At 59.8% G+C, this 12,744-nt stretch carries 11 protein-coding genes; 5 read left to right on the forward strand and 6 right to left on the reverse strand.

Annotation, left to right across the window (positions count from 1 at the left end; translation table 11 throughout):
* Positions 1-5 precede the first annotated feature (5 nt).
* From V1T76_RS03460 to V1T76_RS03470, 3 genes are read right to left on the reverse strand one after another with little or no spacing between them, the layout of a single operon-like run.
* Positions 6-305, reverse strand: coding sequence for a DUF2849 domain-containing protein (locus V1T76_RS03460; RefSeq protein ID WP_330559210.1), 300 nt, complete (start codon positions 303-305; stop codon positions 6-8).
* Positions 306-326: 21 nt separating this feature from the next.
* The gene (gene cysG, locus V1T76_RS03465) at positions 327-1,790 is read right to left on the reverse strand and encodes a siroheme synthase CysG (protein ID WP_330559211.1); all 1,464 of its coding nucleotides are present in this window, start codon (positions 1,788-1,790) and stop codon (positions 327-329) included.
* Between the two features lie 2 nt (positions 1,791-1,792).
* On the reverse strand, positions 1,793-2,017 hold the full coding sequence (locus V1T76_RS03470) for a hypothetical protein (RefSeq protein WP_330559212.1): 225 nt from the start codon (positions 2,015-2,017) through the stop codon (positions 1,793-1,795).
* A 50-nt stretch (positions 2,018-2,067) separates the two neighbouring features.
* Here V1T76_RS03470 and V1T76_RS03475 point away from each other — a divergent pair, with 50 nt between their 5' ends.
* Positions 2,068-3,165, forward strand: coding sequence for a hypothetical protein (locus tag V1T76_RS03475; protein WP_330559213.1), 1,098 nt, complete (start codon positions 2,068-2,070; stop codon positions 3,163-3,165).
* A gap of 142 nt (positions 3,166-3,307) precedes the next feature.
* On the opposite strand, the gene V1T76_RS03480 is transcribed toward V1T76_RS03475, so the two are convergent.
* Both V1T76_RS03480 and V1T76_RS03485 read right to left on the reverse strand, forming a co-directional pair.
* Positions 3,308-5,035 (reverse strand): methyl-accepting chemotaxis protein, encoded by a 1,728-nt coding sequence (locus tag V1T76_RS03480; protein ID WP_330559214.1) that lies wholly within the window; start codon positions 5,033-5,035, stop codon positions 3,308-3,310.
* Positions 5,036-5,249: 214 nt separating this feature from the next.
* Entirely contained in the window at positions 5,250-6,416 is a 1,167-nt protein-coding gene (locus tag V1T76_RS03485) for an acetyl-CoA acetyltransferase (protein ID WP_330559215.1), read from the reverse strand.
* 573 nt (positions 6,417-6,989) lie between these two features.
* On the opposite strand from V1T76_RS03485, the gene V1T76_RS03490 reads away from it, so the two are divergent.
* Together V1T76_RS03490 and V1T76_RS03495 are read left to right on the forward strand one after the other, a co-directional pair.
* Entirely contained in the window at positions 6,990-8,660 is a 1,671-nt protein-coding gene (locus V1T76_RS03490; protein WP_330559216.1) for an alpha-glucosidase family protein, read from the forward strand.
* Between the two features lie 89 nt (positions 8,661-8,749).
* Positions 8,750-9,538, forward strand: coding sequence for a glycosyltransferase family 2 protein (locus V1T76_RS03495; RefSeq protein WP_330559217.1), 789 nt, complete (start codon positions 8,750-8,752; stop codon positions 9,536-9,538).
* Positions 9,539-9,578: 40 nt separating this feature from the next.
* Here the strand turns inward: V1T76_RS03495 and V1T76_RS03500 are convergent, their stop codons facing one another.
* Positions 9,579-10,772 (reverse strand): HD domain-containing phosphohydrolase, encoded by a 1,194-nt coding sequence (locus V1T76_RS03500; protein ID WP_330559218.1) that lies wholly within the window; start codon positions 10,770-10,772, stop codon positions 9,579-9,581.
* Between the two features lie 175 nt (positions 10,773-10,947).
* Between V1T76_RS03500 and V1T76_RS03505 the strand changes: the two genes are divergently transcribed.
* Complete coding sequence (locus V1T76_RS03505) at positions 10,948-12,204, forward strand: NAD(P)/FAD-dependent oxidoreductase (protein ID WP_330559219.1); 1,257 nt, start codon at positions 10,948-10,950, stop codon at positions 12,202-12,204.
* Positions 12,201-12,656, forward strand: coding sequence for a YaiI/YqxD family protein (locus tag V1T76_RS03510; RefSeq protein WP_330559220.1), 456 nt, complete (start codon positions 12,201-12,203; stop codon positions 12,654-12,656). Before V1T76_RS03505 ends, V1T76_RS03510 begins: the two co-directional genes overlap by 4 nt.
* The last annotated feature ends 88 nt before the right edge of the window (positions 12,657-12,744 follow it).

Below are 12,744 nucleotides of genomic sequence, written 5' to 3' on the forward strand. Positions count from 1 at the left end.
TTATCTCAGGCGGAAACGGCCTGGGCCTGCTTGCCCAGTTCCGGATGGGTGGTCGGGCCGGTTGCACGGATTTTCTCGCGCAGGCGCACCGGAACGATGACGCCGTCCTCAACGGTCACGTCCATCTCGTAGACGCCAACGACTTTCTGGTTTTTCTCGGCCTCAAAGCCTTCTGCCAGGGCCGCGGCAACGGCTTCCTTGCCGTCATAAACCTTCGCCAGGGCAATGCGCTCGACCCAGGACCCGTTTTCCGCGAGCCAGACGACATCGCCGTTCAGAAGGCGGTTGGCGGTGATGACTTTCATGTGCGTCCACTCTCTTCAGATTCAGGCGGCAAAGACCCGGGCGGCAAGCTGCGGCGCCAGGGGTTCGGCCTTGTCCATTGCGGCATGGCCCACGGCCTCGCCGATCACGATCAGAACCGGTCCGTCGATTTCCGCACGGTTTTCCAGAACCGCGAGTTCGGACAGGGTTCCGGCAAATTGGCGTTCGTCCGGGTGTGCCGCATTCTCGATCACGGCAACCGGCGTTTCAGGTCTCAGGCCGGCACCGATCATCTTTTCGGCAACGGCGGCCGCCACGGACCGACCCATGTAGACAGCCACCGTCGCACCCTTGAGCGCGAGCCCCGCCCAATCCGGCAGGGTTTCCGACTTGGCATTGTGGCCGGTTGCGAAAACCAGGTTGGAGGCGACCCCACGCAATGTGAGCGGGATCTGGGCCGAAGCTGCCGCAGCGAAGGCTGCAGTGACGCCAGGAACAATTTCAAAGCCGACGCCCCCTTCGCGAAGCGCGTCCATTTCTTCCGCCGCCCGGCCGAAGATCATCGGGTCACCCGCTTTCAGGCGCACGACTTTCAGCCCCTTGCGGCCAAGCTCGACGAGAAGCTCGCAGATTTCGGACTGCGGCACGGAATGAGCGCCCTTGCGCTTGCCGACGGAAATGCGTTCCGCGTCGCGGCGGCCCATTGCAACGACATTTGCCGGCACCAGCGCATCATGAACGATGACGTCGGCTTCCTGCAGCAGGCGCTGCGCGCGCAGGGTCAACAGGTCTTCCGCGCCCGGACCGGCCCCAACCAGCCAGACAAATCCAGGCTCGTCCGCCATCGAATTCAGCAGCCGCTGCGCTTCGGAGCGGGCGACATCAGTCTTGCCGGCATAAAGATTGGTTGCGACCGAACCGGAGAAGAAGCGTGCCCAGAAGCTGCGGCGCAGGCCGCCATCGCGGATCACCTTGGTGGCGGCGTCGCGAAAACTCTCGGCAAGACGCGCCAGCTCGCCGGTGGAACGCGGCAGCATGGCTTCGATGCGCGCACGGATGTGACGCGACAGAACTGGACCCACGCCTGTAGATGTAATCGCCACCGCTATCGGCGCACGGTTGACCAGCGCACCGGTGTAAAAGTCGCAAAGCTCCGGCTTGTCGACGGCATTGACCGGAACGCCCGCCGCGCGGGCCGCATCGACAACCGCTTGGTCGAGGTCCCAGTCTTCGCGGGCGGAGAACACCAGGGCAGCACCGTTCAGATGAGCAGGCTGGAAATCTTCGGCAAGATGCTCAGCCTCGAATAGGCTGACAGCATCCTGGAGGTCCGGTTCGATGGTTCTGGAAACGACCACGATCCGGGCATTGGTTTCCCCAAGGAGACGGACTTTCGCGGCGGCTTCGCCGCCGTGGCCCACAACAAGCACACGCCGGCCGGCCACCTTCATGAAGGCCGGGAACACATCGAGCCGGTCTTCCGGCTTTTTCAGTGTTTTCAGAGTGTCGCCGCTGCGGCTTGCCATCGTCAGGGTCTCCAGTCCCAGTTTGATGGGTCTAATGTAATCGGCTGCCCGGCCCAGCGCCGGGCACCGGATTTCAAAGCTGGAAACAGAAGCGGAATAGTTTTTTGCAATCGTCTGGTTTGACCAATTTCAATTCCCGGCTGTCTGCCCAGAGCGATGCGCTGCAAATGAAAAGGCATGAAGTCTTTTGCGAAGGGCGCCCTTCTTGCTGCCGCAGCGGAAATCACTTAGCCTTTCCAAGCGGCTGGAACCGGCCGCTGTGGCATCTGGGGGGGGTATGATGCGTCTCGTTCACTTATTGGTTGCTGCAGGACTTTTGTTCCTCAGCGGCCTCGGAATTGGTCACGCTGCCATCGTCGACAGTTTCCGTGTCGGCAGCTGGAACGGAAGCGCCTTTACAGACGATCAGACTGGCGCGTTTACGACCTGTGTCGCATCGGCAAACTATCGAAGCGGCATTACGCTGTATGTGCAGGTCGACACCACCTACAACTGGGCCATCGGCTTTTCAGCCCCGCACTGGAACATGAAGGTGGGTGCGGATATTCCGCTTCAATATCGCATCGACCGGGGCGCGTGGCAGAGCGGCGTTGCCAAGGCGACGTCCAAGGACCTGGCCCGCATGCAGATGCCGCAAGGCGGCTACATCATCACCCGGTTTCGACGCGGCCGGACCCTGTACGTGCGGGACGGTACCTACGATTACCAATTCCGCCTGACAGGAACGTCCCGCCTGATGGCCCGCCTTGCCAAATGCGTGGAACGCAACATTGCCCGCCACGGCGCCGCACCCGGCACAGGCACAACCGCAGCAGCCGGCCCGCAAGGTGGCCTCGGCCAGTCCGCGCCAGCCAAAGAAGACGCACCGGCCACCAGCGCGGCTGCCGATCCGCAACTTGCCATCGAAGCCACCCAGGCTCTCTTCAACCTTATGGGCAGTGCGGGCATTTCCGGGCTGAAGCTGATCCCGGACGGCCAGCGCGAGGAAGACCTCAACGGCTTGTACGCGGTTGCCGCCGACGATGCCCGAACACTTGTGGCGCATATCTTCCCGGTGGGCAGCTATCAATCGGAAGAAGAGCTCATGGCGATTGTTGTCGCCGACAGCCAGAAGGCTTGCACAGAAGGCCGATTTTCCTCCAGTTCGGAACGGATCAACGAGAACGGGAAAGCGATCTACACAAGCCATGCCAATTGCGAAGCAGGCGATTTCCAGTTGATCGAACGCGTCGCTATCGTTCCACGCAAGGCGGGCGGGGTCTTCATCTACGGTGTCGCGGATACCTATGTTGGCGAAAGCGGCGGTGCACCGGTCTCTCCGCCTGACCTGACGGACGCGGACCTTTATTCAGCAGTCGCAAGCGCGGCCGACTGAGGCAAGTTGTTCAACTGATCGCGTGACATTCAGTTTGGTGCTTTCCGTTTCACTGGTTCGTAACTGGGTGAGGGATTGCCAGAGTCTCAACAAAAAAAGCCAGCGAATACCGCTGGCTTTTCCTCGCGTATGTCGGTTTGCCTCAGGCAGCGAAAGACTTGATGAAATCCTCGATCTGATGGGTCAGCGTCTGGGTGCGCCCTGCAACCAGGTTTACCGCCTGCCGGACCTCCCCTGCCGCATCCTTGGACCGGACCGCGTTTTCCTTCATGCCAGACACGCTGTCGCTTGCGGTCCTGGTGCTGATGGATGCCTCGTTGACGCCGCGGGCAATTTCACCGGTCGCCGCGCTCTGTTCGGTCACAGCAGACGCGATTGCCGCGGTTTCGGCTGTAACATTCTCCATGATATCCGTGATCTGCTGGATCGAATGGGCCGCATCCGTGGTCGCCTCCTGAATGGCCACAATCTGCTGCGTGATGCTTTCCGTGGCTTTTGCCGTCTGGTTCGCCAGTTCCTTGACTTCCGAAGCCACGACCGCAAAACCTTTCCCGGCCTCACCCGCGCGAGCGGCCTCGATGGTGGCGTTGAGAGCCAGCAAGTTGGTCTGTTCGGCGATGGTCTGGATCAGTTGGACGACTTCGCCGATTTCCTGAGCCGCCGACGAAAGGGTCGCGACTTTTTCATTGGTCAGGCTGGTGGTTTCCGCAGCTTCGGAAACAACCGCGGATGTGGAAGCCACGCGCTGGTTGATTTCCTCGATCGAAACGGAAAGTTCTTCTGCGGCGGAAGCGACGGCTTCGACATGGCGCAGGGCCGAATTGGAGGAAGAGGCAGCCCCATCGGAATGCATAGTGGTGTCGCTGGCCACGCCGATCAGAACCGTCGCAGTATCTTCAAGCTGCGACATGGTGCCTGTTACATCAACGATGAGCGACGATACGCTGCTGCGGAAGGAAGCTGTGAGCTCCTCACGCTGCCGCATTCTCAGAATGCGCGCCTCGTCTTCCGCCTTTTGCGCGTTTACAAGTTCTTCGCGCTCGGAAGCACCGTCGCGCAGGACGTTGATCGCATTTGCGAGCTGTCCGATTTCATCTGTCCGCTCGCATTCGGAAAGGTGAATGCCATAGTCGCCCTTCGAAAGCCGGGCCACCGCCTCGGCAAAAGATCCGAGTGGCAGGATGACGGAACGCATGATGAAGAAACCGGCAGCGACCAGCGCCACTACAATAACCCCAAGGTTGGCGTAGGTCATCATGTCGGCATTCTGGGTCGCACTCCGATAGCTTGCCACTTCGGTTGCCAGCTCGGCCCGCTCCGTTTCCAGATGATCCTGATGAAGCTCAAGGGCGGCTTCCAATGCAGTCGTCAGGCTTTCAGCTTCGCCATCGAAAGACCCCATGAGCTTGTTGCCCTGCTCCGGACCGCCCGCGACATAGGCTTCCGCCATCGCTTTTCCGGCGAGGTAGTAAGACGGGAATTTCCCTTGAACGTCCTCAATCTTGCCAGCGAGATCCGTATACCCGAGTTTTTTGGCCAGGGCGATTGCCGCAGCACTTTCGCTTTTGAAGCTGTTGGAGAAGGTGGAAGCAAGTTCAAACCCGTCGTTCAGGCCATCGAGACCCCGCGTGGCGGATATGTCCGTCAGCCACTGCTGCACCTGGACGATGTCGAACTGCATCTTCTGCAAGGAAATGGCCAGGTTCACGCCGTCGGTAGCGAAGGTTTCCGCTTCTTTGCGCAGGTTCCCTGCATTTTCCTCAAGCACACCCAGATTGCGGATTGTGCCCAGGCTCAGTGCCGTTGCGACAACAAACAGAACCGCCAGCACTGCGATCATTTTTGATTTCAGGTTATTAAAAACGGACATGGTAAACCCAGTTTATGCCGCACCTGCCCCCTGCCGATGCGTTACTCTGGGTAACAACTTGATTATATAAGTTTTTCAAACAATTAATTCAGGTGAACACTACGCATGTTTTTACGAGTATATTTTATCTAAAAACTACTTTCATTTTCAACAAAAAGGCAAAGAGGGCGTTTTCTCGCCCTCTTCTGGAACTCATTAAATACAACTATAACGATTACTTCATCGCCTGCAGTACAGAGACGAAGTTCGCGACCGCGGCACCACCCATGTTGAAGATGCCGCCGATCTCGGCGTTCTTTACCTGGATTTCGCCGGCGGTGCCAGTCAGCTGCATGGCGGTAAGCACGTGCATGGAAACACCGGTGGCACCAATCGGATGCCCCTTGGCCTTCAGACCACCAGAGGGATTGACCGGCAGTTTGCCACCCATTTCCGTCCAGCCTTCCAGCACGGCGCGGGCGCCCTCGCCTTCTTTGGTGAGGCCCATGGCTTCATATTCGATCAGCTCTGCAATGGTGAAACAGTCGTGGGTCTCGACGAAGGAGAGGTCATCCAGCGCCAGGTTGGCATCGCCGAGCGCCTGGCCCCAGGCCTTGGAACAGCCTTCAAACTTCAGGATGTCGCGCTTCGACATGGGCAGGAAATCCTGAACATGGGCATGCGCGCGGAAGGCAACGGCCTTTTTCATGCCGAGTGCCGTTGCCGGATCGGTCAGGACGAGGGCGGCGGCACCGTCGGACACCAGCGAGCAGTCGGTGCGCTTCAGCGGACCGGCGACAAACGGGTTCTTTTCAGACTCTGCGCGGCAGAAGTCGAAACCGAGATCCTTGCGCATCTGGGCGTAGGGGTTGCCGACACCGTTCTTGTGGTTCTTCGCCGCGATCCTGGCCAGGGCATCTGACTGGTCGCCATATTTCTGGAAATAGGCATCGGCGATCTTGCCGAAGACACCGGCGAAGCCTGCCGGGATGTCCCCTTCTTCCTTCAAGTAGGAGGCCTTCAGCAGATTCTTGCCGATTTCCGGACCGGGCGTCGTGGTCATCTGCTCGACACCGACAACAAGCACGAAGCGCGCGTCGCCCGATGCAATGGCACGTACACCCTGATGCACGGCGGCAGAGCCGGTGGCGCAGGCGTTTTCAACGCGGGTTGCCGGTTTGAAGCGCAGGGCCGGATCGGCCTGCAGCACCAGCGACGCGGTGAAGTCCTGTGCGGAGAAACCGGCATTGAAATGGCCGAGCAAAATCTCGTCGACATCCCCCGGCTCGATGCCGGCGTCCTTGATGGCATCGACCGCCACCTTGACGATCATGCTTTCAACCGTCTCTTCCGAATGCTTGCCGAAGGGCATGTGTGCCCAACCCACCATGGCTGCCGTCATGACACTTCCTCCAGGTTCATGCCTGCAAGATTGATAAGGATTTCCGCCGGACCGCTGGTCCGGATCGGAGCTCCTCCATCTTACGTAAGTTCTGTGTGCCTGGACAGTTCCAGCTTCCATGTTGCTTTGCAAGAAGAAACTGACCTAAACGTCATAACAAAATTTTTTCCTATTTTATTTCATTAGCTTAATTGCATTAGTCCAAAGAGATAAAGCGGTCGCCAGCGGCGCTGCCGGCATGGCGCTGCCTTACTGCGTTTTGCCAGGAAGGCGAGGCAGACGGTCATATGCCTGTCACTTAAGCGGTATAGGTAGAACGCGTTCCGGACAAAATCCTTTTTCGTTCCTTTTCAGTCGCTCAACCGGTCCTGCCTCGCAGGGCCGGTTTTTGCATGTGCTCCTTGCTTCCTGACGGTCATGTGCGACGCAATTCACACATCGCTTACCGAAAGCGGTTGCCGCACGACTTTTTCATGACTGTTCACTTGACCTGAGAAGGCGCTGGATATAGCCATTCAAAGCGCTTTGAAACCCCATAAGACCGCCTCAGAAGCGGAACGGAGACACCCGGCAATGTTCGAAGAAGCCGAAACGGGCCTGGAGGCTGATGTGCCAGCAAACATGATCAAAGACCCGGATTGGTGGCGTGGGGCGGTGATCTATCAGATCTATCCCCGCTCCTTCAACGACACCAATGGCGATGGCATCGGCGACCTGAACGGCATCTGCGATCGGATGGACTACATCTCTTCGCTGGGAGTCGACGCCATCTGGCTGTCGCCTTTCTTCACCTCGCCGATGGACGACTTCGGTTACGATGTCTCCAACTACGAAGATGTCGACCCGATGTTCGGCACGCTTGCCGATTTCGACCGGATGCTGGCCGCCGCCCACGCACGCGGCCTCAAGGTGATCATCGACCTGGTGATTTCGCACACCTCCGACCAGCACCCCTGGTTTGTCGAGAGCCGCTCTTCGCGGGACAATGCCAAGGCCGACTGGTTCGTCTGGGCCGACGCCAAGCCGGACGGCACCGTGCCGACCAACTGGCTGTCGATCTTCGGCGGTCCTGCCTGGGAGTGGGACAGCCGCCGGTGCCAGTATTACATGCATAATTTCCTGACCAGCCAACCGGATCTGAACTTCCATAACCCGGACGTTCAGGACGCTGTGCTTGGCGCTGCCAAATTCTGGCTCGACCGGGGCGTAGACGGTTTCCGCCTCGATACGGTGAACTTCTATTTCCACGACAAGCAGCTCCGGGACAATCCGCCCCTGAGCGCGACTGAAATGCCGTCCACCGTCGATCCGACCAACCCCTACGGCTATCAGGACCACCTCTACGACAAGACCCAGCCGGAAAACCTGCTGTTTCTGGAGAAACTGCGGGCGCTCCTGGACAAATATCCGGGTGCAACGTCTGTGGGCGAGATCGGCGCCGACGGACAGGCGGTGGAACTGACTGCGTCCTATACGGAAGCGGGCAAGCGCATTCACATGGCCTACAGCTTCGACCTGCTGACGCCTCAACATTCTGCACCCTACATCCGCAAGATCGTGGAAGAGATGAACGCCGGCATCGGCTCCGGCTGGGCCTCCTGGGCCCTGTCGAACCATGATGTGAAGCGCGTTGCCAGCCGCTGGGGTGAGGATCTGGACATTGCCCGGTTCGCACCGCTTGAGACCGCGCTCTGCGCTTCGTTGCGCGGCACCCCCTGCCTTTACCAGGGCGAGGAACTGGGCCTGCCACAGGCCGATGTCCCGTTCGAGAAGCTGCAGGATCCATACGGCATCCGTTTCTGGCCGGAATACAAGGGCCGTGACGGCTGCCGGACGCCCATGCCCTGGGTCAAGGACAACGCCAACGCCGGTTTCTCCGAAGCCGAGCCGTGGCTTCCTGTCCCCCAGGACCATCTGGCCCTTGCTGCCTTCGAACAGGACAAGGACGAAACCTCCATCCTCAACCGGAACCGGGCCTTCTACGCCTGGCGGCAGTCCCATGAGCCCCTGAAGAAGGGCGACATGGTGTTTCTGGACAGCCAGGACAACACGCTGGTCTTCACCCGCAGCCATCAGGGTGAAACCGTTCTGTGTGCCTTCAACCTCGGCACCAAGCCGGCCACCGTCACCTTGAACGGACTTGAGCTGGAAAACCTCGATGCGCCGGGCTTCAGTGGCACGCTGGAAGGTGCCACGATCGCGCTTCAAGGCCTCGATGCACTGTTTGCTCGCGTGAAATCCTGATTTCCCGCCTTCAATTCAGGCTCCGGCACGGCTAAATAGTCGCGCCGGAGCTTTTCCGGCCACATCCCGTAAGCAAAGCCGGACCGTTCATGACCGACCGCCTGCCCCTTTCCGTTTTCATCATCGCCCGTGACGAGGCCGACCGGATCGCCCGGCCGATCGAAAGTGTCATTGGCTGGGTGGACGAGGTCATTGTCATCGACAGCGGATCCACCGACCAAACGGTGGCCGTGGCCGAAAAACTCGGGGCGCGGGTCGTTCACAACGATTGGCCTGGGTACGGTCCGCAAAAGCGGTTCGGCGAAGACCTGTGCCGCAACGACTGGCTGCTCAATCTGGATGCAGACGAAGAGGTGACGCCGGATCTGGCGGCAGAAATCAAAGCCAAATTCGCAGACGGCAGCTACGCGGACGCCGATGGCTGGCGCATTATGATCCGCGATCTTTATGCCCATGAAACCACCCCTGCCCCCTGGGCCTACGGGTATCATCAGATCCGCCTCTACGACCGACGCAAGGGCCGGTTTTCCGCTTCGACCGTGCATGACACGGTGCGCCCCGGAGACGGCGCGCGCATCGCGAACCTCTCCGGCATCATGGCGCACCGGTCGATCCGGTCACTGGATTTTCAGGTCGGCAAATACAATCGCTATTCCGGCATGCAGGTGGACGACATGCGCGTCCGTGGCCGCAAGTTGCCGAGAAGCCGCCTCCTGACCGAATTTCCGGTGAGCTTCCTCAAGGCCTATTTCGTGCGCAAGTACCGCAAATACGGCTGGTGGGGTTTTATCCTGGCCATGAACTACGCCCACGCCCGCTTCCTGCGCGTCGCGAAGGCCTATGAGGCCGAGTTGCTGGACAAGTCGAAGACAGACTGACGCTTTCACACTGTTCCCCAGCCACCCGCCCACGCTGTTCTCAGGCCGTGTCGCTCAGAACCTCTTCCGAGGCAGAATGGCGCTCGACGCGGATTGGCTGGCGCACACCTGCCGCCTGGTTGAAATGCTCCAGCCGCCGGATGGTGGTTGGCGTCAGCATATGTCCGCGGGACAGAACCAGTTCGTGCCCGTTTTCGGTCAACGCATCGTCGATCAGCACATCACCGGGCCGTAGCGAGCGGATGTAGCATTCGGCAACGAGCTTCTTGCGTTCTTCCGGGACGTTGTCCAGCAACGTGTCCCTGGCCAGATCCAGCAGCATCGGATCGTATTTGCGCTTGTTGATGGTGAGCGCCTCGAAGGCCGCCGCGTCCGGGCCGCTTTCCGGGCTGGCAAACCAGAGATCCGTCAGGAGCTTGAGAATGCGGGCGATCATCGGGATTTCCTTGCCCGTGGGCCCATCCTTGGGAAAACCCGACCCGTCAAAGCCGCGGCCTGACAGGAACAGGTATTCCGATACTTTTTCCAGTTGCGGAATGTTCTTCAAAAGGTCCCGGGTCTGGACAGGCGATCGGTCCAGTATGTTGCGCTCCTGCTCTGTCAGGCTGCGGGCGGCACGGTAGCGGGCGATGATCTGTTTCGGCAGCAACGCTTCGCCGAGCGGTGACAGCATCACCGACATTTCCAGCTCCCAAGTCTTTTTCATGCCAAGACGCTTGGCCAGCCGCAAGGCCTGTTTGCGGACTGTCGTCGTGCGACGGAAGGCTTCCGGGTGGAACAGCGCCAGCATATCGATGAGCAGCTTGACCGAGCCGGCCAAAGTGCGCTCCAGCAGCGCCCGGTCCTTGGCGAGCTGAACATGATGGGAGAGCGCCGTTTCCATGGCGCTAGCGAGATCCGCCGGCTTGCAGGGCTTTTCCAGATACATGAAGGCGTGGCCTTCATTGAGGGTTCTCTTGATGGCCTCGGCCGAGGTTTCCCGGGTCAGCATGACCCGCGCGGCTTGCGGGGCTATGGTCTCGGCAGCCCGCAGAAAGGCAATACCTCCGCGGCCGGGTAGGTTGAAACTGGAGAAAACAACCGCCGCACCATGGTTTTGCTTCAGAAACTGTAGGGCAGTTTCCGTTTCAGAGAAGCATACAACCCTCATGTGAGTGCCAAACAGGCGTTCAAAGCCCGTCTGAACCTCTTTATCCGGATCGGCAACGACTACCAGGTCCGTGTTTTTTTCCATTCACGGTTCCTTTCTCAAGAAGCAGACCCGCAAGAAAAACTTCCGCAGGTACGCCCCCTCTACGATAATCTCATGAGACTCATAACAAATACTTGCAGAAATCCGAGACTCTCACACATGGTCCTGGCGAAAATCCGGTGTGGTCATTGAGCCCCGCCTTGAACTATAAGGCCGCATGTTCGACGTCCTGATTGCCGGTGCCGGTCCGGCCGGTCTTTTTGCTGCGGAGCGCCTGTCCGAAAAAGGGTATAGCGTGGCGGTGATTGACCGCATGCCCTCGCCCGCGCGCAAATTTCTGATGGCTGGCCGCGGTGGCCTGAACCTGACCCACAGCGAAGACCTGACCGCTTTCCTGGCACGCTACCGGCAGGCAGAACCCTTTCTGGCGCCCATGATCAAGGACCTTTCTCCAGAAGCGCTGCGAAGCTGGTGCGAAGGCCTGGGCGAAGAAACCTTTGTCGGCAGCAGTGGCCGTGTGTTCCCAAAATCGATGAAGGCCTCTCCCCTGCTGCGCGCCTGGCTTCGCCGGCTGGACGGGAACGGCGTCCGCCTGCTGGCACGGCACGCGTTGTGCGGCATCGAAGGGCATGGACCGCTTCGGATCTTCACATCGAATGGAGATGATGCTGAGGCCAACACGGACGGAAACGGAGGCACGCAGTCCCTTTCCGCGCGCGCCTGCCTGTTGGCACTTGGCGGTGCGAGCTGGCCGAAACTCGGCACAGATGCCGCATGGGTGCCAATGCTGCAAGAGCGCGGCATCTGCATCAACCGGTTCCAACCGGCTAACTGCGGCTTTCAGACCCGTTGGAGCGATTATCTCAAAGAACGCTTCGCCGGCACGCCGCTGAAGCGCATCGCCCTGTCCCATGACGGCAAGAAAGTTCCCGGAGAAGCGGTCCTGTCTGCGCAGGGGCTTGAAGGCGGCGCGGTCTATGCCCTGTCCGCAGAACTGCGCGAGACGATCGAGCGCACCGGCTCGGCGACGTTGGAAATTGACCTGCGGCCGCAGTCCCGGATAGACGAACTGGCTGCAAAACTCTCAAGACCCCGCGGCAAGCAGTCCGCAGCCACCTTCCTGAAGAAGACCCTGCGGCTGAGTCCGGTGGAACTGGCGCTATTGCGCGAAACCGGCGATATTCCGCCGGAGGCCGAAAGCCTTGCGCGGCGCATCAAGTCTGTTCCTGTTGTCCTGACCGCCCCTTATTCCATCGACCGGGCGATATCGTCCGCCGGAGGCATTGCCCTGGACGAACTGGATGACGGGATGATGCTCCGGAAGATGCCAGGCGTCTTTGCAGCCGGTGAAATGCTGGACTGGGAAGCACCGACGGGAGGTTATCTGCTGCAGGCCTGTTTTGCGACAGGCGCGCGGGCGGCAGAGGGCATTGCGGCCTATCTCCAAAGTTCGAAACAGGAACAAGCAACATGACCGTGCTCTACATCGATGCAGACGCCTGCCCGGTCAAGGATGAAGCCGTTCGCGTGGGCGAGCGCCACAATGTACAGATAAAGTTCGTCTCGAACAGCTGGATGAGGCTTCCCGAAGGTGATCTCATCGAACGGGTAGTTGTGCCCGAAGGGCCGGACGAAGCTGACAACTGGATCGCGGAACGGGCCGTGGCAGGCGATGTGGTGGTGACCGCCGACGTGCCGCTGGCAGCACGCTGCGTGAAGGCAGGTGCGCTTGTCATCGGACCGACGGGCAAACCGTTCCGGGAGGATGCCATCGGCATGCGCCTTGCGATGCGCGATCTCAACACGCATCTGCGTGAAATCGGCGAGATCCGCGAAAGCGGCCCGGGCTTCACGAAGGCCGACCGCTCGCGCTTTCTCAACCAGCTTGAAACAACGATGCGCGCAGCAAAACGCATAACGCCTTAGGAAGCGGGCCTCGAACTTGCGGCCATCAAAGCTTCCAGGCTTCGTGCGACACTCAGACAAAAAACTCCCTGCAAGGTGGGAGGAAGAC

Source organism: Roseibium sp. FZY0029, from assembly GCF_036350355.1.
Taxonomy (GTDB): domain Bacteria; phylum Pseudomonadota; class Alphaproteobacteria; order Rhizobiales; family Stappiaceae; genus Roseibium.

Coding starts and splice junctions, on each gene's coding strand:
- V1T76_RS03460 (WP_330559210.1), bottom strand. CDS start 305: ATGAAAGTCATCACCGCCAACCGCCTTCTGAACGGCGATGTCGTCTGG.
- cysG (WP_330559211.1), bottom strand. CDS start 1,790: ATGGCAAGCCGCAGCGGCGACACTCTGAAAACACTGAAAAAGCCGGAA.
- V1T76_RS03475 (WP_330559213.1), top strand. CDS start 2,068: ATGATGCGTCTCGTTCACTTATTGGTTGCTGCAGGACTTTTGTTCCTC.
- V1T76_RS03480 (WP_330559214.1), bottom strand. CDS start 5,035: ATGTCCGTTTTTAATAACCTGAAATCAAAAATGATCGCAGTGCTGGCG.
- V1T76_RS03485 (WP_330559215.1), bottom strand. CDS start 6,416: ATGACGGCAGCCATGGTGGGTTGGGCACACATGCCCTTCGGCAAGCAT.
- V1T76_RS03490 (WP_330559216.1), top strand. CDS start 6,990: ATGTTCGAAGAAGCCGAAACGGGCCTGGAGGCTGATGTGCCAGCAAAC.
- V1T76_RS03495 (WP_330559217.1), top strand. CDS start 8,750: ATGACCGACCGCCTGCCCCTTTCCGTTTTCATCATCGCCCGTGACGAG.
- V1T76_RS03500 (WP_330559218.1), bottom strand. CDS start 10,772: ATGGAAAAAAACACGGACCTGGTAGTCGTTGCCGATCCGGATAAAGAG.
- V1T76_RS03505 (WP_330559219.1), top strand. CDS start 10,948: ATGTTCGACGTCCTGATTGCCGGTGCCGGTCCGGCCGGTCTTTTTGCT.
- V1T76_RS03510 (WP_330559220.1), top strand. CDS start 12,201: ATGACCGTGCTCTACATCGATGCAGACGCCTGCCCGGTCAAGGATGAA.